Source organism: Serinicoccus profundi, assembly GCF_008001015.1.
Classification (GTDB): domain Bacteria; phylum Actinomycetota; class Actinomycetes; order Actinomycetales; family Dermatophilaceae; genus Ornithinicoccus; species Ornithinicoccus profundi.
In genome coordinates this window covers 1014685-1035892 of the sequence record NZ_CP042862.1, presented here as the reverse complement: position 1 = coordinate 1035892, position 21208 = coordinate 1014685, and the positions used below count along the sequence as shown (strand labels likewise).

Annotated in this window: 16 protein-coding genes and 2 pseudogenes; 9 read left to right on the top strand and 9 right to left on the bottom strand. The window is 71.6% G+C overall.

All coding sequences use genetic code 11. The annotated features are described in order from the left end of the window. The first annotated feature begins 23 nt into the window (after positions 1-23). Complete coding sequence (locus FA582_RS04835) at positions 24-440, top strand: histidine phosphatase family protein (protein ID WP_010146125.1); 417 nt, start codon at positions 24-26, stop codon at positions 438-440. Here the strand turns inward: FA582_RS04835 and hflX are convergent. Continuing rightward, positions 428-1972: a GTPase HflX gene (hflX, locus tag FA582_RS04830; protein WP_010146124.1), complete on the bottom strand. Its 1545-nt coding sequence runs from the start codon at positions 1970-1972 to the stop codon at positions 428-430. The genes FA582_RS04835 and hflX overlap by 13 nt on opposite strands. Positions 1973-2117: 145 nt before the next feature. Here hflX and FA582_RS04825 point away from each other — a divergent pair, with 145 nt between their 5' ends. Then, positions 2118-2780 (top strand): class I SAM-dependent methyltransferase, encoded by a 663-nt coding sequence (locus tag FA582_RS04825; protein ID WP_010146123.1) that lies wholly within the window; start codon positions 2118-2120, stop codon positions 2778-2780. On the opposite strand, the gene FA582_RS17655 is transcribed toward FA582_RS04825, so the two are convergent. From FA582_RS17655 to miaA, 3 genes and pseudogenes are all read right to left on the bottom strand, one after another. Further along, entirely contained in the window at positions 2707-3042 is a 336-nt protein-coding gene (locus FA582_RS17655) for a cation:proton antiporter domain-containing protein (RefSeq protein WP_420181488.1), read from the bottom strand. The genes FA582_RS04825 and FA582_RS17655 overlap by 74 nt on opposite strands. 122 nt (positions 3043-3164) lie before the next feature. Further along, a pseudogene (locus tag FA582_RS04815) lies at positions 3165-3779 on the bottom strand (cation:proton antiporter domain-containing protein); the annotation flags it as partial. Positions 3780-3817: 38 nt separating this feature from the next. Then, entirely contained in the window at positions 3818-4744 is a 927-nt protein-coding gene (gene miaA, locus FA582_RS04810) for a tRNA (adenosine(37)-N6)-dimethylallyltransferase MiaA (protein WP_010146120.1), read from the bottom strand. Positions 4745-4762: 18 nt separating this feature from the next. Between miaA and FA582_RS17020 the strand changes: the two genes are divergently transcribed. The 4 genes from FA582_RS17020 (at position 4763) to FA582_RS04790 (ending at position 9460) form a co-directional block, all read left to right on the top strand. After that, positions 4763-5032 (top strand): hypothetical protein, encoded by a 270-nt coding sequence (locus FA582_RS17020; protein ID WP_010146119.1) that lies wholly within the window; start codon positions 4763-4765, stop codon positions 5030-5032. Positions 5033-5059: 27 nt separating this feature from the next. After that, complete coding sequence (locus FA582_RS04800) at positions 5060-5914, top strand: pyruvate, water dikinase regulatory protein (RefSeq protein ID WP_010146118.1); 855 nt, start codon at positions 5060-5062, stop codon at positions 5912-5914. A gap of 61 nt (positions 5915-5975) precedes the next feature. After that, positions 5976-8654 carry a pyruvate, phosphate dikinase gene (ppdK, locus tag FA582_RS04795; RefSeq protein ID WP_010146116.1) on the top strand — a complete coding sequence of 893 codons (2679 nt, stop codon included), beginning with the start codon at positions 5976-5978 and terminating at the stop codon, positions 8652-8654. Further along, the gene (locus FA582_RS04790) at positions 8651-9460 is read left to right on the top strand and encodes a (2Fe-2S)-binding protein (RefSeq protein WP_051125069.1); all 810 of its coding nucleotides are present in this window, start codon (positions 8651-8653) and stop codon (positions 9458-9460) included. Before ppdK ends, FA582_RS04790 begins: the two co-directional genes overlap by 4 nt. 162 nt (positions 9461-9622) lie before the next feature. Here the strand turns inward: FA582_RS04790 and FA582_RS17015 are convergent. Continuing rightward, a pseudogene (locus FA582_RS17015) lies at positions 9623-10165 on the bottom strand (HNH endonuclease signature motif containing protein); the annotation flags it as partial. Positions 10166-10183: 18 nt separating this feature from the next. Between FA582_RS17015 and FA582_RS17010 the strand changes: the two are divergent. Both FA582_RS17010 and FA582_RS04780 read left to right on the top strand, forming a co-directional pair. Continuing rightward, entirely contained in the window at positions 10184-10501 is a 318-nt protein-coding gene (locus FA582_RS17010) for a hypothetical protein (RefSeq protein WP_010146114.1), read from the top strand. 263 nt (positions 10502-10764) lie between these two features. Next, positions 10765-12135 carry an IS256 family transposase gene (locus tag FA582_RS04780; protein ID WP_420853147.1) on the top strand — a complete coding sequence of 457 codons (1371 nt, stop codon included), beginning with the start codon at positions 10765-10767 and terminating at the stop codon, positions 12133-12135. Between the two features lie 21 nt (positions 12136-12156). Here the strand turns inward: FA582_RS04780 and FA582_RS04775 are convergent, their stop codons facing one another. Beyond that, a complete protein-coding gene (locus tag FA582_RS04775) occupies positions 12157-12531 on the bottom strand; it encodes a hypothetical protein (RefSeq protein WP_010148751.1) in 375 nt (124 codons plus the stop codon). A 403-nt stretch (positions 12532-12934) separates the two neighbouring features. Beyond that, complete coding sequence (locus tag FA582_RS04770; RefSeq protein WP_051125218.1) at positions 12935-14173, bottom strand: amidohydrolase; 1239 nt, start codon at positions 14171-14173, stop codon at positions 12935-12937. Between the two features lie 333 nt (positions 14174-14506). Here FA582_RS04770 and FA582_RS04765 point away from each other — a divergent pair, with 333 nt between their 5' ends. Then, a complete protein-coding gene (locus FA582_RS04765; protein ID WP_010148753.1) occupies positions 14507-14755 on the top strand; it encodes a WhiB family transcriptional regulator in 249 nt (82 codons plus the stop codon). Positions 14756-14802: 47 nt separating this feature from the next. Here FA582_RS04765 and FA582_RS04760 read toward each other — a convergent pair whose 3' ends face one another. Both FA582_RS04760 and FA582_RS04755 read right to left on the bottom strand, forming a co-directional pair. Beyond that, on the bottom strand, positions 14803-16302 hold the full coding sequence (locus FA582_RS04760; protein WP_010148755.1) for a sensor histidine kinase: 1500 nt from the start codon (positions 16300-16302) through the stop codon (positions 14803-14805). A gap of 19 nt (positions 16303-16321) precedes the next feature. After that, a complete protein-coding gene (locus tag FA582_RS04755) occupies positions 16322-21115 on the bottom strand; it encodes an NAD-glutamate dehydrogenase (protein ID WP_010148756.1) in 4794 nt (1597 codons plus the stop codon). Positions 21116-21208 lie beyond the last annotated feature (93 nt).

The following is a 21208-nucleotide window of genomic DNA, read 5'->3' as shown; positions in this document are numbered from 1 at the left end:
CTCGCCGTGGGTCAGGAGCGAGCATGAGCGACCTGCAGTGCCCGGCCCGCATCGTCCTGCTGGACGCCGACGTGGCGCACACCTCGACCGAGGCCCTTCAGGCCGAGCGGGTGGCTCACGTCTACGCGGACAGGGGATGTGGGGCCCTGGACCCGGCCACCGCGCTCGCGGCGGCGTGGGAGGTCGTGGTCACCGGGCTGGATGCCAGCCCAGGCGGCTTGCGCACCGCCTTGGAGGACCTCGCCGACCTGCACCGCGGCGAGACCGTGGTGGTCGTGACTCACGGCGAGGTCATGACCGCCCTCCTGCCCACGCTGGGGTGGGCCGTCGAGGACCGTGCCCCGTGCGCCGGTCTGGTCCTGGAGCGTGACGGGGACGGCTGGCGCAACCGTGGTCGGGTGACCGCACGCCCGGATGGAGGCGCCGCTCAGACGGCGTAGTCGCTGAGGTGGCCGTGCAGGTCGGGGTCGACCTTGGCCTCCATCCGGGTGCCCTCGGCGGTGTGCTCCTCGGTGAGGACCTCGCCCTCGTCGTGCAGCCGGGCGACGAGGTCACCGCGGTCGTAGGGCAGGAGCACGTCGACGAGGATCTCCGGGCGCGGCAGCGCGGCCTCGACGGCGGCGATCAGCTCGGGCACACCGTCACCCGTCCGCGCCGACACGACCACCACGCGGGGGTAGGCCCTGCGCAGTCGGTCCAGCACCTCGGGGTCGGCCAGGTCGGCCTTGTTGACGGCCACGATCTCCGGGATCTTCAGGGCAGCGCCCTCCTCGATCTCCGCCAGCACCGCGTGCACGGCGTCCACCTGACCCTCCGGGTCGGGGTGCGAGCCGTCCACGACGTGCAGGAGCACATCGGCGTCGGCCGCCTCCTCCAGCGTGGACCGGAAGGCCTCGACGAGCTGGTGCGGCAGCCGCTTCACGAAGCCGACGGTGTCGGAGAGCGTGTAGCCGCGCCCCTCCTCGCTCTCGGTGCGCCGGACGGTGGGGTCCAGCGTGGCGAAGAGCTGGTTCTGGACGAGCACGCCCGCGCCGGTGAGCCGGTTGAGCAGCGAGGACTTGCCGGCGTTGGTGTAGCCGACGATCGCGACGCTGGGCACCCGGCCGGCCCTGCGGGAGGACCGCTTGGTGTCCCGCATCGTCTTCATCCCGCTGATCTCGCGGCGCAGCTTGGCGATCCGAGTGTTGATCCGGCGCCGGTCCAGCTCGATCTTGGTCTCACCGGGGCCACGGGAGCCGATGCCCTCACCGCCGGCGACGCGACCACCCGCCTGACGGGACATCGACTCGCCCCAGCCGCGCAGCCGCGGCAGGAGGTACTGCAGCTGGGCCAGCTCCACCTGGGCGCGACCCTCGCGGCTCTTGGCGTGCTGGGCGAAGATGTCGAGGATCAGCGCGGTCCGGTCGATGACCTTGACCTTGACGACGTCCTCCAGGGCGCGGCGCTGGGAGGGGCCGAGCTCGCCGTCGCAGACGACGGTGTCGGCGCCCTCGGCGGCCACGATCTCCTGCAGCTCCTTGGCCTTGCCGGAGCCGAGGTAGGTGGCGGGGTCCGGCTTCTGCCTGCGCTGGATGACGCCGTCGAGCACCGTCGAGCCGGCCGTCTCCGCGAGCGCGGCGAGCTCGCGCAGCGAGTTCTCGGCGTCCTCGAGCGTGGTCTGTCCGTTGTCCTCCCAGACGGAGGCGAGGACGACCCGCTCCAGCCGCAGCTGGCGGTACTCGACCTCGGTGACGTCCTCGAGCTCGGTGGACAGCCCACCGACACGACGCAGCGCGGCCCGCTCCTCGCGGTCCAGCTGGTCACCGTCGATGCTGCCACCCTCGCGAGCGCCGGCGCCCTCGGACTCCTCGCCCCACGAGCCCCAGTTGCCCTCCCGCAGATCGATCGAGTCGTCGTCGCTCAGCGCCTCGGCGCGGCGGTCCAGCACGCGGCCGCCGTCGGTGCCGGTCGGGTCGGTTCGTGGTGCGGTCATGGTCTCCTTCGGGTCCTGCAGACGGTATGCCTGCGGCTGGCTCCCCGCCAGCCTCTCACCGGTCAACGCCGCGGGCCACCGATTTGTTGCCTCAGGTCACGCACGAGGGAGGCACGGCCGGGCGGGGCATGGGAAAATGACGGCGATGAGCGAGCACTCCCCCGACCAGGCGACGGGCACCGACCACTACTTCTCCGCGCGGCCGGCCTCGGCCGACGCGTTGCGCCCGCTCACCGTCCAGCTGGCCGAGCGCGAGGTCGAGGTGCTCACCGCCGCGGGCATCTTCTCCCCCGACGGCATCGACAAGGGCACGAGGGTGCTGCTCGACCAGGTGCCGGAGCCCCCTGATCAAGGACGCCTCCTCGACCTCGGCTGCGGCTGGGGACCCCTGGCGCTGACCCTGGCGCTGCGCTCCCCCGAGGCGTGGGTGCACGCCGTCGACGTCAACGAGCGCGCCCTGGACCTCACCCGCCGCAACGCCGAGCTGCTCGGCTGCGACCGGGTGCAGGTCACCCGCCCCGAGGACGTCGACCTCTCGCTCGCCCCCGACGCGCCCTTCGACCTCATCTGGTCCAACCCGCCCATCCGGGTCGGCAAGCAGGCGCTGCACGACCTGCTCCTCACCTGGCTGCCGCGGCTCGCCGAGACCCAGGAGGCTGCGGCCTACCTCGTCGTGCAGAAGAACCTCGGCGCCGACTCGCTCCAGGCCTGGCTCGCGACCACGCTGCCCGGGGTCATGGGGCCGGTACGCGTGACCCGTGAGGGGAGCAGCAAGGGGTTCCGCGTCCTACGCGTCGGCCGCGGCTGAGGGCCGCGCCGCCCGCGGCCGGGCGAGGAAGGGGAAGATCCGCACCGTCAGGGCGCCGCAGGCCCGGTGCCCCGGCGATCGCGCCGACGTCGACATTCATGCCCGAGGTGACGAAGAAGACGGGGATGAAGAAGCCGTAGGCCGCGCCCTCGAGCCGCTCCTCCAGCGCATGCATGCCCTCGGGCCGTAGCGCGCGGAGGATGAATCCGGCCGCGAACGCCCCGAGGACGACATCGAGCTCGAAGACGGCGGCGGCGGCCATGAGGGTGAGCAGCAGCCAGAAGATGACCCGCATCGCGGTCTGCGACGTGGTGTCGACCCCTCACGCAGCGCTGCACCGATGCCGGGCACCCGCAGGACCAGCCGGTGCGGGAGCACCGCCACCAGGGCCGCGACGGCGAAGAAGGCGAGCAGCACGCCCGCCGAGGCCAGGGTGCTGCGGGTCGAGAGCAGCAGGGCCATGGCGACGATCGGCAGCAGCTCCCCGACGGCGCCGTGGGTGAGCACGGCCGTGCCGAGCGGCCCTCCGAGCTGGTCGCGGTCCTTGAGGATCGGCAGCAGGGTGCCCAGCGCGGTGGAGGTCACGGCCAGGGCGAGCACGACCGCCGCGGAGAAGGTCGCGTCCGGGATGAAGGCCCAGGACACGCCCAGGGCCAGCGCCAGGCACAGCAGCCAGGTCCAGATCGCCCCACGCCCCTGGCGCCCGCGCAGCGACGCGGGGTCGATCTCGGTCCCGGCGAGCAGGAAGAGCAGGCCGAGCCCGAGCTCGCGCACCAGCTCGACCCCGGACTCCACCTGGGCGAGGGCGAGGACGCTCGGCCCCAGGACGCAGCTCAGCACGAGCAGCACGACGACGTCCGGCACCAGCCCCCGCGTCGCGCGCACCACGACTGGGGAGACGACCAGGGCGCTCGCGATCCACAAGAGCGAGACGAGGGCGTCGTCGAGCGCGGCGGAGGAGGTCGCCAGGATCACCGAATGAAGGTCCACGTCACCCATTTCGTGCCGCGAGCCACCACCGCGCTGCGGCCGAGCGCTCAGGGCGTCCCGGCCACCCGGGCCAGCGCCTGCTCGAGAAGGTCCGGCGCGTCGTGATCCAGCCACACCACGCGTGGCTCAGGTCGCCACCACGACTCCTGGCGACGGGCCAACCGCCGCGTCGCCTGCGCCGTCTCGGCGATCGCCTCGTCCTCGCCGAGCTCGCCGTCCAGCTGGCGCAGCGCCTGGGCGTACCCGACGGCCCTGGAGGCCGTGCGCCCCTCCCGCAGCCCCTGCGGGAGCAGCCCACGCACCTCCTCCAGCAGACCCTCGCGCCACATCCGTGCGGCGCGTTCCTCGATCCGGGCCACGAGGACGTCCCGGTCGGCGCGCAGCCCGAGCAGCACAGTCGGTCGGACGAACTCCCGACGCGGCAGGCTGGCGCTGAACGGCGCCCCGGTCAGCTCGATCACCTCCAGGGCCCGGACGACGCGGCGACCGTTGCGGCGCTCGATGCCCCCGGCGGCCTGCGGGTCGCGCTCGGCCAGCAGGGCGTGCAGTGCCTCGGGCCCGCGCTCGCTCAGCTCGGCCTCCCACCGCGCGCGCACCTGCGCGTCGGTCGGCGGGATCTCGAAGTGGTCCAGCAGCGCCCGGACGTAGAGCCCGGAGCCACCCACCACGACTGGCACCCGGCCGCGCCCGACGATGGCCTCCAGGTTGGCGCGGGCGCTCTGCTGGTATGCCGCCACCGTCGCCTCCTCGCGCACGTCCAGGACGTCGAGCTGGTGGTGCGGGATCCCTTGGCGCGCAGCGAGATCGAGCTTGGCGGTGCCGATGTCCATGCCGCGGTAGAACTGGGAGGCGTCGGCCCCGACGACCTCCCCGCCCAGCTCCAGCGCCAGCCGCACCCCCAGGTCCGACTTGCCGGTCGCGGTGGGCCCGACCACCGCGACGACGGGTGGTCCGGGTGGCAGCTGCTCAGGCACTCGGGCAGTCTGGCACGCATGAGCGAGCAGACGAGCACCCCCAGCGGCGACGACCAGGAGGGGACCTTCGTGGGTGGCACCTTCGACACCCCTGAGGACCCTGCCAGCACGGCGCAGGAGATCGAGAGCGAGCAGGACGCCGACGCTCCCCTGGCCCACGCGGGCGAGGTGCCCGCCGCGGTCCAGGAGCAGGTGACCGAGCCGTCGGGCGCCTCCGAGGCCCTCGCCGCCGATGTCGAGGGGATCGCCACCGAGGAGGCGCCCGGGGACCGCAACGAGCCGGTCTGAGCCGGCGGAGGGCATACCCTCGCAACTATGTCGCGCCCACCGATCGAGCTGCACATCATCGCCGACTCCACCGGTGACACCGCCGCGCGGGTCGCCCGGGCGGCGGCCGCGCAGTACGCCGACTACGACGTCCGCATCCTGCGCCACCCGCGGCAGTCCTCCTTGGACGGCCTGCACGACTCCTTCGCCCGGATGCGGCCCGAGCAGGTGCGCACCGTCGTCTTCTCCACCGTCGTCGACGAGGCGCTGCGCCTGCGGGTCACCCAGCTCTGCGAGGAGCGCGGGCTGCCGCACGCGGACCTGCTCGACCCGGCCGTGACCGCCCTCTCGACGGTCACCGGCCAGGACCCCGAGCGCGTGGTCCGCCCGGTCGGGGTCGGTGAGGACTACTTCAAGCGGGTGGCCGCGATGGAGTTCGCGATCGCCAACGACGACGGCAACCTGTCCAACCACCTCCGCGAGGCCGACATCGTCCTCATCGGGGTCAGCCGGACCGGCAAGACGCCGTTGTCGATGTACCTCGGCTACCTCGGCTACCGCACCGCCAACATCCCGCTCGTGCCCGGGATCGCCCCTCCGGCGCAGCTGCACGAGGTCCAGCGGTGGAAGATCGTCGGCCTCACGATCGACCCCGAGCGGCTGCAGCAGATCCGAGGGCGCCGGGTCAAGGCCATGGGCAGCACCCAGAACCACCGGGACGGCTACACCGACCTCGTCCAGATCTTCGACGAGCTCGACGAGGTCGCCCAGCTGCAGCGCAGCCTCGGCTGCCCGGTGATCGAGACCACCGACCTGGCGCTGGAGGAGGCCGCCGGGCGGGTCATCGAGGTGGTGCAGCGGCGTCGCGAGGCTGCGTCCGGCGGCACCGACCGCGCCCGGTAGGCTCCGGGGCACCGAAGGTTCGGGGCAGCGGAGCCCCGTCGACACCGCGAGGAGCGCAGAGATGGCCGGGCGAGAAGAGACCTACCTCTACGACATGTCCGAGGGCAGCGCGCAGATGCGCAGCCTGCTCGGCGGCAAGGGTGCCAACCTCGCCGAGATGAAGCGCCTCGGCATACCCGTCCCGGACGGCTTCACCGTGAGCACCGCCGCCTGCATCGCGACGACGAAGGCCGGTGGCGAGTGGCCCGCCGGGCTGTGGGACGACGTGCTGGCCTCCCTGGCCCGCCTGGAGGACCGGACCGGCCGCACCCTCGGCGGCGCCCAGCCGCTCCTGCTCTCGGTCCGCTCCGGCGCCGTGGTCTCGATGCCCGGGATGATGGACACCATCCTCAACCTCGGCATCGGCGACGAGACGGTCGAGGCCCTGGGGGCCGAGTCGGACAATCCCCGCTTCGCCTGGGACTCCTACCGCCGGTTCGTCCAGATGTATGGCGAGGTCGTCGAGGGCGTCGCCCCGCACGCCTACGAGGACGAGCTCACGGCACTCAAGGCCCGCCGCGGGGTGGAGCAGGACACGGACCTGTCCACCGAGGACCTCCAGGAGCTGGTGAGCACCTTCAAGGACGTCTCCCGCCGCGAGCTCGGCCGCGACCTGCCGACCGACCCCCGCGAGCAGCTCCGGGGGGCGATCTCGGCCGTCTTCGACTCCTGGGACACCCCACGGGCGCGGGTCTACCGCCGCGCCAACGGCATACCGGACGACCTCGGCACGGCGGTCAACGTCATGCAGATGGTCTTCGGCAACCGCGGCGAGACCTCCGCCACCGGTGTCTGCTTCACCCGCAACCCCTCGACCGGGGCGAAGGAGCTCTACGGCGAGTTCCTGCTCAACGCGCAGGGCGAGGACGTCGTCGCCGGCATCCGCACCCCCAAGCCGCTGGGTGAGATGGAGCAGGTCCTGCCCGAGGCCTACTCCCAGCTCGTGCAGACGATGCACGACCTCGAGGCGCACTACAAGGACATGCAGGACATCGAGTTCACCGTCGAGGACGGCACGCTCTACCTCCTGCAGACCCGCAGCGGCAAGCGCACCGCGGCCGCCGCGCTGCGCGTCGCGCGCGACATGGTCGCCGAGGGTGTCCTCACCCAGGAGGAGGCGCTCGAGCGGGTCGAGCCCGGGCAGCTCGACCAGCTGCTCCACCCGGCGATCGACCCTGACCACGGGCGCACGCCGGTGACCAAGGGCCTTCCGGCCTCCCCCGGTGCGGCGGTCGGCGAGGTCGTCTTCGATGCCGACACCGCGGCGTCCCGCGGCGGCGCCGGCGACCCTGTCGTCCTCGTCCGCTACGAGACGACCCCCGACGACATCCACGGCGTCATCGTCGCCCAGGGGGTGCTCACCGCGCATGGAGGGATGACCTCGCACGCCGCCGTCGTCGCGCGCGGCATGGGCAAGCCGTGCGTGGCCGGCGCCAACGGCATCCGCATCAACACCTCCGACCGGACCCTCACCATCGGTGACCGCACCTTCGCCGAGGGTGACCTCATCACCCTGGACGGGTCGACCGGTGAGGTCTACGGCGAGGCGCTCGAGCTCGTCCCGCCGCAGATCAACGAGGACTTCGAGGCGATCGTCACCTGGGCCGACGAGGTGCGCCGGCTGGGGGTACGGGCCAACGCCGACACCGGCGAGGACGCCGCCAAGGCGCGTGAGCTCGGCGCCGAGGGCATCGGCCTGTGCCGCACCGAGCACATGTTCATGGCCGCAGACCGGCTCCCCGCGGTGCGCCGGATGATCCTCGCCGAGACCGAGGAGGACCGCGCCGCAGCGCTCGAGACCATCCTGCCGATGCAGCAGGAGGACTTCGAGGCGATCTTCACCGCCATGAAGGGGCTGCCGGTCACCGTCCGCCTCCTGGACCCGCCGCTGCACGAGTTCCTGCCCGACCTCGTCGAGCAGTCGCTGCTGGTCCAGCGCCTGGAGCTCACCGACGGCGACGCCGACGAGCTGTCGACTGCCAAGACCCTGCTCGGGCAGGTCAAGCGCCTGCACGAGCAGAACCCCATGCTGGGGACCCGCGGGTGCCGGTTGGCCATGCTCTACCCCGAGATCCCCGAGATGCAGACCCGGGCGATCATCCGCGCCGCGCTGGCCGTGCGCGAGCGGGAGGGCGAGACCGCAGGCGTGGAGATCATGATCCCGTTGGTGGCCTACGCCTCCGAGCTCAAGGCGCAGCGGGCGGTCGTGGAGCAGGCGGTCGCCGAGGAGCTGGAGAGCGCTGGCGCCGAGCTCGACGTCACCGTCGGCACGATGATCGAGCTGCCGCGCGCAGCGGTGGTGGCCGACCAGATCGCCGAGCACGCCGACTTCTTCTCCTTCGGCACCAACGACCTGACCCAGACCGGCATCGGCATCTCGCGCGACGACGCGGAGGGCGGCTTCCTGTCGGCCTACATCGCCGACGAGGTGATCCCGCACAACCCGTTCGAGTCGATCGACCGGGACGGCGTCGGCGGCCTCGTGCGTCTCGGCGCGGAGGGCGGTCGCCGCACCAAGGCCGACCTCAAGCTCGGGGTATGCGGTGAGCACGGCGGTGACCCCGCCTCGATCGCGCTCTTCGAGGAGCTCGGTCTCAGCTACGTCTCGTGCTCGCCCTACCGCGTGCCCATCGCCCGGTTCGCCGCGGCGCGCGCGGTCCTGAGCCAGCGCGAGGGCGCCGAGATCCGCACCGACGGATGAGCGGTGCGGTCGCGGCCGGGCCGCCGCCGGACCTGTGGGTGTCACTGCGTGAGCTGGGCGGTTTCTTCGAGCTGACCGAGCCGCGCGGCACCGACGCGGTGCCGTGGGCTGACACACTGGAGCCGCAGGCCCTCCGACCCCGCATCGAGGTGGTGCGCGGCGCCCTGGCGCAGGCCACGGGGCAGCAGGTGGACGAGGTGAACGCCAAGGTGGCGGTCTCGGCCTTGCAGGTGGGCCTCGCTTCCCGGGTGTGGTCGGTGGCGCTGGCCGGTGTCGTCCTGCACGGGTGGCTGCCCGACCTCTCCTCCCGCTCCTTGCGCGCGAGCCCGGTGCACCGCGGGAAGGTCCCCCTCGGCGTGGTCGACCCCACCGCAGGGCAGTCCGTCGACCCGACCGACCCGCACGGGGCTGCTCACGTCCTCAGCGGGGTGGTCGTGCAGGACGCTCTGGCCCAGCTCGACGACGCCTGCGTGGCGGTCGGCCGCGTCTCGGCGCAGGTGTTGCGGTCCAACACGGCCTCCAGTCTGGTCGGCGCGGCGCGGGTCCTCACCTCCAAGGTGCCCTCGGCCGGACCGACGGCCTGGGCGCTCGCCCGGGCCCTGCTCGCCGAGCCCGACCTCGCCACGGGGGGCACGGTGCGCGTGAGGGCGGATCTTCCCGCCGGCACCGGCGGTGCGATGGAGACCCAGGACGAGGCCTTCATGCGACGCGGGTGCTGCCTCTACGACCGGTTGCCCGAGCACGGCCTGTGTCCCGACTGCGTGCGGGCCGAACGCCGGCCGGATCTCGTCACGCCCGGCCACTGACGCAGAGGCCCCACGGTCCGTTCGGCGCTCCACGGGTTGGGAGTGCCGCCTCGCGCCGACAGCTCGCCCGTCAGCGGAGGAATCGTGGCAGGAGTGGTGGGGTGGTCGGAAGGTGTGGGGTGGGGGGTTCAGGTGGCGTGGTCGTTCGCGGTCGAGGTTGCAGCGGGTGCAGAGTCCTTGGCCGTTGTCGGGTGTGGTTGGGCCGCCGTCGGCGTGGCGGCGTCGGTGGTCGATGGTTCTGATGGGGGCTCCGCACCAGGGGGTGCGGCAGGTGCGGTCTCTGGCGATGAGTGCTGCTCTGAGTTGACCGGTGAAGAGGCGTCTGCGGGGGTCGCGTGCGGTGAGGACGCCGGCGGGGTCGGTGTAGAGGCGGCGCACCCACACCCTGGCCGCTGTCGCCAAGCCGCCGCCGGCGTCGGTGGGTGGCGTACCCGGCGGGGCGACCCGGGCGGTCCGCGACGCAGGGTCGGCGGTGCATGGTGCGTCAGAGGTCTGCGTTGTCGTGGAGCCGCCGGTGTCGGTGGGTGCGTTGGTGGTGGGCGTGGTGTGGGTGGGGCTGGCTGAGCGAGTGCGTGGCGCGATGCCGTGGGTCAGGGTGCACTCGAAGGTGGTGCACCGGATGCCGTCGGGGCAGGGCTCGGTCTGGCCCGTATCGTCGCTGGTTGGCTCGACTGGGCTCTGGTCGCGCCCCACCGGGAGGGACATCCCACCCTCGGGTGCCTCGTGGGGTGGGCGGAGGAGGTCGCGGGCGTTTTCGCTGGGGATGGGTCCGTAGCCGAGGAGGTCGGCGGGGTCGGAGGTTCCGGCGAGCAGGGCGGTGTCGGTCATCACGAGGCCGATCTCGATGTCGATGCCGTCGACGACGCTGCGGCCGGTGAGGCGGTCGTAGAGCTCGTCGGCCATGAGTTGTTGCAGGGTGCGGGGGTCGCCGCTGGTGCGGCGGGTGAGGGCGTCCTCGTGCAGGGCTTGGTGGCAGGCGACGGCCTGGGCTGCGGGGAGGCGGGCGGTGAGCAGGGCCATGACATCGGGTGCGGGTCGTAGGGACAAGCCCCGGTCGGCGGCGGCTGCGCGTGATCGTCGGACGAACCCGGCGGGGTCGATCTCGTAGACCAGCCCGCGTGCGGCGGCGCTGATCTCGGGGGTGGTTGAGCGGGCCAGGTGGGGTGCGAGGCGCTCATCGACCTCGGCCCGGTCTTGCGGTGTCAGGCAGGTCGTGGTCTCGGTGATCACGCGTGCTTGGAGGGGGTGTCAGATGGTCTGTGTAAGTGCCGGGTCTCCGACCGAGAAGGAGATTGACTGTGAGCATGACGCACGACGAGATGAGGGCCGAGGATCTGGACCAGGTCGAGGTGGAGCATCGGGCCGCGGCTGCGCGGCTGCGTGAGGAGTTCTTCGACGACGAGCTGGTCGACAAGTTGCTCGCGGCGACCGGTGAGCGCGGGGTGTCCTTGACCGGGGCCGGTGGCTTCCTGCCCGAGATGATCAAGACCGTCCTGGAGCGCGGCATGGGAGCCGAGCTGACCGACCACCTCGGGTACGCCAAGGGCGACGCGGCCGGCCGAGGTTCGGGGAACTCCCGCAACGGCACGACCCCCAAGACGGTGGGCACCGAGGTCGGTGACATCGCCCTGGACCAGCCGAGGGACCGCAACTCCACGTTCTCCTCGGCGCTGGTGCCCAAGGGCGCCCGCCGCCTCGGCGGGCTGGAGGACATGATCATCTCCCTGTACGCCGGCGGGATGACCGTTCGCGACATCCAGCATCATCTGGGCGCGACGCTGGGCACCGAGCTGAGCCACGAGACGATCAGCAACGTCACCGACGCCGTGCTCGAGGAGGTCAAGGCCTGGCAGTCCCGCCCGCTGGAGGCGTTCTACCCGGTGATCTACCTCGACGCCCTGGTGGTCAAGGTCCGCGACGGGTCGCACGTGACCAACCGCTCGGCGCACGTGGCCGTCGGCGTCGACATGGACGGCGTCAAGCACGTCCTGGGCATTTGGGTCCAGGCCACCGAGGGCGCCAAGTTCTGGGCCGGCGTGTGCGCCCAGCTGGCCAACCGCGGCGTCAAGGACGTGCTCATCGTCTGCTGCGACGGGCTGACCGGCCTGGCCGAGGCGATCGAGGCGACCTGGCCGCACGCGATGGTGCAGACCTGCGTGGTGCACCTGATCCGGGCCTCGATGCGGTTCGTCTCCTACGCCGACCGCAAGGCCGTCGCCGCGATGCTGCGCCCGATCTACACCGCCGCTGACGAGGACGCAGCGCTCATGGCGCTGGCCGCCTTCGCCGACTCCAACCTGGGCAAGAAGTACCCCGCTGCGGTCGCCACCTGGGAGAACGCCTGGGACCGGTTCATCCCCTTCCTGGCGTTCGGGCCCGCGCTGCGCAAGGTCATCTACACGACCAACAGCATCGAGAGCCTGAACTACCAGCTGCGCAAGATCATCAAGAACCGCGGCCACTTCCCCAGCGACGAGGCCGTGATCAAGCTGCTCTGGCTGGCAATCATGAACATCGAGGACAAACGAGCCCGAGAACGAGCCAAGCAGGCCAGCAAGGGCAAAGACCGAAAGTCGGTGCCCCGCCTGATCGAAGGCGCCGCCGTCACCGGTTGGAAAGCCGCCCTTGGCGAGCTCGCCCTCGTCTACCCCGACCGCGTAAACGCCTACCTGTAAACCCAATGTGACCCACATCACTTACACAAACATCGTGACAAGCTCTGCTTGGAACCCGCTGATCACCCCGTCCTGCAACGCGGCCAGCGTGTGCGGCATCTCACCGGTGAGGGCGCGGGCACTGGTCAACTCCCGTGAGGACATCGTGGGCGTGCTCATCCGCGCCAGCGCCAGGTCACCGGCCACTGCTGCCCCGGCCCGTGACGGTGCTACCCCGTCCTGGACCTGTCGGGCGATCTGACTGGTCCGGAAGTCGACCTGCACCCGGACCGAGAGCGCCGCCGCCCGCGTCAGCAACTCCAGATCATGCAGCACCTCGAGCCGGCCCTGGTCATCCAGCCCGCCCAGGACACCGGAGGCGATCGCCGACCGCAACAGCGCCAACGCCGCAGCCACCGGCCCAGGATCCGCAGCAGTTGAACTCGTCGCGCCCGCCGTGCCCGCCGTGCCCGTCGCACCCGCTGCTCCGTGCACGCCCGAAATGTCCGTCGCACCCGCAGTGTCGCTGTCCGCCGCGGGCTCGGACCCGCTCCCGGAAGGCCCGGCATACCCCTGGCTGTCGCGTCGCACCTGCCCTCACCCCCGTGGTGACCTCGATGGCCGATCCCCCGATCGACCTGGTCCCTCCAGGATACCGCGAATCCACCCGCAAATCAAACATATGTTCGAACGATCTGGAGTGTTGTCGCAAGGTCTGGTGAGGTGTCAGGACATCGGTGACAGTCCTCATGCAGAGCTGCCACCGATGTCCTGACACAGCACCCTGCGCGAGGTGGTGCGGGGTTCGCCTGCAGTGTCCTCAGCGGGGCAGGACCTGGCCCGAGCCGGCCTCCTCGTCGTAGGCGTAGACCTCCACGCCGTCGATCCAGGTCCGCAGCACCCGGGACTGCAGGTCCAACGGGTCACCGGACCACAGCGCGAGGTCGGCATCCTTGCCCGCGACGAGCGATCCGACGCGGTCCTCGACACCCAGGACCCGGGCCGGGTTGATGGTCACGGCGCGCAGCGCGGCGTCCCGCTCCATCCCCTCGCGCACCGCGAGCGCCACCTGGGTGATGAGGTAGTCGATCGGCACGACGGGGTGGTCGGTGATGATCGACACCTCCACGCCCGCCCGGTCGAGGATGCCCGGAGCCTTCGGGGTGCGGTGACGGACCTCCACCTTGGAGCGGCTGACGATCATCGGCCCGTAGAGCACCGGCACGTCGTGCTGCGCCACGAGGTCGGCGACGAGGTAGGCCTCCGTGCCGTGGTCGAGGACGAGCCGGTAGCCGAACTCCTCGGCCAGCCGGATCGCGGTGGCGATGTCGTCGGCGCGGTGGCAGTGCTGGCGCCACGGGATCTCGCGCTCGAGCACCAGCAGCAGCGCCTCGCTCACGAGATCGGTGTCCACCGGCGAGTCCGAGGCGGCCTTCCGCGCCTGGTAGGACCGGGCCGCGGAGAAGGCCTTGCGCAGGACCAGGGCGACGCCGAGGCGGGTCGACGGCGTCTTCTTCTGCTCGCCGTAGACGCGCTTGGGGTTCTCCCCCAGCGCGGCCTTGACGCCGGAGGGGTTGCGCAGCACCATCTCATCGACGTAGCGACCGTAGGTTTTGAGCGCGACGGCCTGGCCGCCGATGGGGTTGGCCGATCCGGGGTTGACGTTGACGGTGGTGACCCCGGCGGTGATGGCGTCGTCGAAGCCCTGCTCGCGGGGGTTGATGGCGTCGATGGCCCGAGCGGCGGCCATGACCGGGTCGGTGCTCTCGTTGCCGTCGATGCCGGCCCACCCCTCACCCTCCTCCCACACACCGAGGTGCACGTGGGCGTCGATGAGACCGGGCAGCACCCAGCGCCCGGCGGCGTCGACGACCTCGACGTCCTCCGGGACCTCGACCTCCGCACGCGGCCCGACGGCGCTGATCACGCCCTCGCGCACGAGCACGGTGCCCTCCTCGATCACCTCGCCCTCGACAGGGACGACTCGGGCGCCGACAATGGCCAGGGACGGACGGGGGGTGCTCACGAAATCTCCTCGCGACGGTGGGAAGCAGACCATCCACCCTATGCACGGTGGGCCCGGCGGCGGGCGCTCACCCCGGCATCCGGTCCGGACGCCGCCGCGCGAGTGTGACTGATCACTCACCCGTCAGGGGAGCATCGGAGGCGTGTGACTCTTGTGCTACGGCGTGTCGCGATGCGAGGATTGGGAACACTGTCCTTGGGCCTGGCGTTGGCACAAGCAGTGACGGCGGCGCCCGACCCTGACCTGGCACCGCCCGCAAAGACGGAACAACGAGGTGTCGTCGCCCGCCGTACATCTCTGGATTCCGGTCGTGGGCGAGGACAAGATGACGCCCCAGGAGGGGCGCAGACCAAGGAGCAGACACTGATGGACTGGCGCAACCGCGCGGCGTGCCTCGAGGAAGACCCCGAGCTCTTCTTCCCGATCGGCAACACCGGCCCGGCGCTGCAGCAGATCGAGGAGGCCAAGGCCGTCTGCCGCACCTGCCCGGTGATCGACACCTGCCTCAAGTGGGCCCTCGAGACCGGCCAGGACGCCGGCGTCTGGGGGGGCCTGTCCGAGGACGAGCGACGCGCCCTCAAGCGGCGCAAGGCTCGCGCTCGCCGGGCGAGCTGAGGCCGACCGCACCCGATTCCCTCCGTCACCGGAGGAGGCCGTGACCCTCAGCCGGTGGCGGAGCCACGAAGCCGCACGGTGAACCGCACGACGGTCCCGTGCGGCTTCGCCGTCTCCCAGCGGATCTGACCGCGCAGGTCGGTGATCAGCGCCTCGACGATCTGCGTGCCCAGACCCTGGCGGGTGGAGGTATCCGGGGCATACCCGCTGCCGTTGTCCGCGACCGAGACCTCCAGGACGTCCGTCCCGGCCTCGTCGTGCGCGCGCTGCGCGGTCACGACCACCCGCGACGCACCTCCGTGGCGCTCCCCCTCCTCGAAGCCGTGCTCGACGGCGTTGTGCACGAGCTCGGCCAGGACCATGGCCAGGTGGGTCGCGTCGTCCGGGGGGAGCAGACCGAAGGACCCTTCCAGCTCGGCGCCCACCACCGTCTGGGTGGAGGCGACCTCGACGGTGGCGCGCAGGATGCGGGTGGCGACGTCGTCGAAGTCGACGCGTTCGGTGAAGGCCTGGCTGAGCGTGTCGTGCACGAGCGCGACCGTCGCCAGGCGGCGACCTGCCTCGGCGAGGGCCTCCTGCGCCTTCGGGTCATCGAGCCTGCGGGACTGCAGCCGCAGGAGCGCGGCCACGGTCTGGAGGTTGTTCTTGACCCGGTGATGGATCTCCCGGATCGTCGCCTCCTTGCTGAGCAGCTCGCGCTCGCGCCGGCGGATCTCGCTGACGTCACGCATGAGCAGCAGCGCACCCACCCGGCGACCGCTGTGCGTGAGAGGGACCGAGCGCAGGGTGAGGTTAATCGTCGCGGTCTCGATCTCGGTCCCCCAGGGCGCCCGACCCGTGAGCACCAGCGGGACGGTCTCATCGACGGTGGCGCCGGGGGTCAGGCGGGTCGAGACGATCTGGGCGAGGTCGGCCCCGTTGACGTGGTCGGTATGCCCCAACCGGCGCAGCGCGGACACGGCGTTGGGGCTCGCGTAGTCGATGAGGCCTTCCGCGGTCAGCCGCAGGACGCCGTCGCCGACCCGGGGGGTGCCGCGACCGACGCCGGTCGCGACGTGGTCCATGGGGAAGGCTCCCTCGGCGATCATCGAGAAGAGCTGCTGGCTGATCTGGAGGTAGTTGACCTCCAGCCCTCCCTGCTGGCGCATGTTCTGCAGGTCGGTATGCCGCACCAGCACCGCGATCGGTCGGCCGGTGCGCACCACCGGGACGTACTGCTCGCGCACGTAGCCGACCTCGTCGGGCGTGAGCGGCCGACCGGTGTCCATGACCTGCGCGAGGAAGCGCTCACGGTCGGGTCCGGGGGTCTCCCCGATGACGTCGTCGTGGTAGAAGTTCGGTCCGGTCGAGGGGCGCGCGTGGGCCGCGAGGAACCACGGCGACACGTGCGGGTCGGCGTCGTCGTCGCGTTGGACCGGCAGCCACAGCGTGAGGTCGGCGAAGGCCAGGTCGGCCAGCATCTGCCAGTCGCCCACCAGACGGTGGAGCCAGTCGACGTCGGCTCCCGACATCGACGAGCGCGACAGGGTCTCCCGCAGAATGGCCACGAGGCGATTGTCGCAAAGCTCAGTCGGCCGAGCCCTGGCGGACCAGCCCGCGCAGGGTCCGCAGGGCGACCGACAGCGGGGCGAGATCAGGCTGGCTCATGCCGCTGACCGTGCGGAGCACCTGGCTGGTGCGCACCAGCGCCTCACGGTTCTCCGACATCCAGTCCCGCACCCGCTCCAGCGAGTCCTCCGAGCCCTCGGTGTCGGTCCGCTCCACCACGGTGCGCGTGAGCCCGCGCATGACGCCGTAGAGGTCGTCGCGCAGGGCGCCCCGGGCCAGCGAGGACCAGCGGTCCTCGCGGGGCAGGTGGGAGACGTGGGTGAGCAGGTCGTCGATCCGGAAGGCCTCCGAGACGCCGAAGTAGATCTCGGCGACCTCCTCGACGTCACGGTCGATCTCGCCGGCCAGCTCGGCGACGTCCAGCAGCGAGTAGCTGTCGAGCAGCGAGGCGTAGGCCTGCGCCAGCTCCTCGGGGATGCCGTTGTCCCGCGCCCACTGGGCCCGCGCCGACCACCGCTCCCGCTCCTGCCCCTGGAGCAGCACCTCGAGCTGGGGAAGGAGCGCCTGCACCGGCTCGGCGAAGCGGCGGATCTCCTCGTCCATGCCCGTGGACAGCGAGCGGTTGTTGAGGAACCACCGGGTGGCCCGGTCGAGCAGGCGGCGCACCTCGAGGTAGAGCTCGGTCTGCACATCGGTCGGCACCTCGTTGTCCAGCGCCTCGACCGCGGCGGTGAAGTCGCCGAGCGCGAAGACCGAGCGCACGACGTGGAAGGCGCGGGCGATCTGGGCGACCGTCGCACCGGTCTCCTCCTGGGCACGGAAGGAGAAGGACACGCCGCCACGGTTGACCATGGCGTTGGCGATCTCGTTGACGACGATCTGGCGGCGCAGCGGGTGGTCGAGGATCTGTGCCTCAGCCCTGGCCCGCAGCGGCTCCGGGAAGTAGTGCATGAGTGTGTCGACCAGGGCCGGGTCGTCCGCGAGCTCGGTCTCGATGAGCTCGGTCTTGAGCCCCAGCTTGGCGTAGGCCACCAGCACCGAGAACTCGGGGCTGGTCAGGCCGGTGCCGGCCCGCTCGCGTCGGGCCCACTCGGCCTCGTCGGGCAGGAACTCCAGCTCGGGGTCCAGCCCGGCGTGCTCGCCGAGGTGGCGGATGAGGCGCTGGTGCACGGTGGCCATGACCTCGCGCTGGTGACGCCCGTTGCCGATGAGGACGTTCTGGTCGTAGTTGTGCCGCAGGACCTTGCGGCCGACCTCCTCGGTCATCGAGGCGAGCAGCTCGTCGCGCTCCTCCAGGGACAGCTCCTCCCCCTGCACCAGGGGGGTCAGCGCGATCTTGATGTTGACCTCGTGGTCGGAGGTGTCGACCCCGGCGGAGTTGTCGATCGCATCGGTGTTGACGTGCACCCCGTGGGTGGCCGCCTCGATCCGGCCCCGCTGCGAGAGCCCCAGGTTGCCGCCCTCGCCGACGACCCGCGCGCGCAGGTCCAAGCCGTCGACCCGGATGGGGTCGTTGGCGCGGTCCCCGATCTGCGCGTCGGTCTCCGTGGAGGCCTTGACGTAGGTGCCGATGCCGCCGTTCCACAGCAGGTCCGCCGGGGCCTGCAGGATGCCGCGCAGCAGCTCGTGCGGCGTCAGCGAGGTCACCCCCTCCTGCAGCCCCAGCCGCTCGCGCACCTGGGCGCTGACCGGGATGGCCTTCTGCGTGCGGGGGTAGACGCCACCGCCCTCGCTGATGAGCGAGGTGTCGTAGTCCGCCCAGCTGGAGCGGGGAAGCTCGAAGAGGCGCGCACGCTCGGCGTAGGAGGCCGCGGCGTCCGGGTCGGGGTCGAGGAAGATGTGCCGGTGGTCGAAGGCCGCGACGAGGCGGATGTGCTCGGACAGGAGCATGCCGTTGCCGAAGACGTCACCGCTCATGTCACCGACGCCGACGACGGTGAACTCCTCGCTCTGGGTGTCCAGCCCGAGCTCGCGGAAGTGGCGCTTGACCGACTCCCACGCACCCCGGGCGGTGATCCCCATACCCTTGTGGTCGTAGCCGGCCGAGCCACCGGAGGCGAATGCGTCGTCGAGCCAGAAGCCGTAGTCGCGGGCCACCCCGTTGGCGATGTCGGAGAAGGTCGCCGTGCCCTTGTCCGCCGCCACGACGAGGTAGGGGTCGTCGCCGTCGTGCCGCACGACCCTGGTGGGGGGCTGGATGTCGGTGCCGACCCGGTTGTCGGTGACGTCGAGCATCCCGCTGATGAAGGTGCGGTATGCCGCCTTGCCCTCCTCGAGCCACGCCTCGCGGTCTGCGGCGGCGTCGGGCAGGTTCTTGGGGAAGAAGGCACCCTTGGACCCGGTCGGCACGATGACGGCGTTCTTGACCATCTGCGCCTTGACCAGGCCGAGCACCTCGGTGCGGAAGTCCTCGCGCCGGTCGCTCCAGCGCAACCCGCCCCGGGCCACCGGGCCGAACCGCAGGTGGCTGCCCTCGACCCGGGGTGCGTAGACCCAGATCTCGAAGGCGGGACGCGGCTCCGGAAGCAGGTCGAGCTCACGGGGCAGCAGCTTGAGGCTCACCCAGGCCTTGGGCTCGCCGTCCTCGCCGTGCTGGTAGAAGTTGGTCCGCAACGCGGCCTGGACGACCGCGGCGAGCCCGCGCAGGATGCGGTCCTGGTCGAGGCTCGCGACCTCGTCGAGCGCGCGGGCGATCTCCTCGCCGACCTCGCGGGTGCGGGTCTCGCGGTCCGCCCCCTCGGCGTCGGGGTCGAAGCGCGCCTCGAACAGCTCGATGAGCAGCCGCGCGATGGCGGGGTTGCCGACCAGCGCCTCCTCGAGGTAGTCGAGGCTGAAGGTGCCGACCTGGCGCAGGTAGCGCACGAGCGTGCGCAGGATGACGACCCGGCGCCAGTCCAACCCGGCCGTGAGCACGAGGGAGTTCAGGGTGTCGGACTCCGCGGCACCGCCCCAGACGGCCGTGAAGGCGTCCTCGAAGGCGGCGGCGACCTCCTCCTCCGTGCGGTGCTCCCCACCGGTCCACACCGACTCCGAGCCCGCCCGCAGACCGAAGTCGTAGATGTAGTCCGAGGAGCCGTCGTCGTCGCTGCCGTCCAGCTCGTAGGGCCGCTGGACGGTGACCTCCAGGCCCAGGTCGGCGAAGACCGGGAGGACGTGGGTGAGCGACATCTCCTCGGAGCGGTAGACCTTGAGCCGCCGCTCGGTCGCAGCCTCCCCCTCGGCGCGGTAGACGTGCGGCCGGGCCGAGGCGTCGCTGCCGTGGAGCTCTCCGAGACGTTGCAGGTCGAGGTAGGCCGCCTCGCCGTCGAAGTCCTCCTTGTAGGCCTCGGGGAAGGCGTCGGCATACCGCGCCACGAGGTCCCCGGTGACCCCTTCGTCCTCGACGTGGGCCGCGACGGCGTCGGACAGACCCTCCACCCACGTCCGGGTGACCGAGGCCAGGCGCTGCTGGAACTCCTGCTCGTCGACCTGGGGCAGGTCGACACCCCGGGGCACCGTGATGACGAAGTGCAGCTGCGCCAGCGGACCGTCGCCCACGCGGGTGGCGTAGTCGGCCAGCTCACCGCCGTAGGTCTCCTCCAGGAGCTTCTGGACCCGGAGCCGGTTGGCCGTGTTGTAGCGGTCGCGCGGGAGGTAGACGAGCGCGCTGACGAAGCGGCCGAACTCATCGGGGCGGACGTAGGCCTTGGCCGCCGGCCGCTCCAGGAGCCGGACGACGTCGCCGGCCGTGGCCGCCAGGTGCTCGACCGGCGCCTGGAACAGCTCGTCGCGCGGGTAGGCCTCCAGGACGCTGATGAGGTCCTTGCCGGAGTGGCTGTCCGGGGCGAACCCGGACTCGGCGAGCACCTGCTTGACCTTGGCCCCGACGATCGGCAGCCGCTGCGTCGACTCGGCGTAGGCGCTCTGCGTGAACAGCCCGAGGAAGCGGTGCTCCCCGATGACGGTGCCCCGGTCGTCGAAACGACGGATCCCGATGTAGTCCAGCGGTACCGCCCGGTGCACGGTGGCGCGGGTGTTGGCCTTGGTCACGGTGAGCAGCTGCGGGTCACGGGCGGTGCGGGCGGCCTCGGGGCGCAGGACGGTCGGTGCCGCAGCCTCCGGGCCCTCCCGCAGGATGCCGAGCCCGCTCCCCGGGACGGCCTGCAGCGCCAGCTCGTCGCCGGTGTCCACGAGGTCGTAGCTGCGGTAGCCGAGGTAGGTGAAGTGGTGGTCGTCGATCCAGGACAGGAAGTCGACCGTCGAGCTCACCTCGGCAGGGTCGACCGACCGCGGCGGGCCGATCTCGAGCTGGGCGACGATCGCCCGGGCCCGCTGACGCATGGTCCCCCAGTCCTGCCAGGCCCGTCGGACGTCCGCGAGCACCCGCTCCAGGCCGCGACGGAGCTCCTCGCGATCCTCCTCGTCGGGGACCCGGTCGACCTCGACGTAGATCCAGGACTCGACCCGCTGGCCCTCGACGGCGTCCTGCGGGTCGACGTCCACGACGTCACCGGTGGCCTCCTCGACGACGAGCTGGGGGTGCAGGAGCTGGTGGACGCCCAGGCGGTGCCGGGCGACCTCGCCCAGCACCGAGTCGACGAGGAAGGGCATGTCGTCGGTGACCACCTGGACCACGGTCTGGCGGATCGTCCACCCCCCGGCCTCGAGGGTGGGGTTGAGGATCCGGATCGCGGCGCGTCCCCCCTCGCGTCCGGCCGACAGCTCGGACATGGAGGCCGCCATCGCCGCCCGCTGCTCCTCCTCGCGGCCCGCCAGCTCGGCGGGAGCCAGGCGGTGGAAGAACCGGTCGTTGAGGGTGTCAGTCGACGTCATCGGGCGCGTGCACTCCTTGGATCGCATGGCGTATGGCGCACCACGGCGTGCACCCGCGGTCAGCCTACTCGCCTGGGGACAACGCCTGCACGC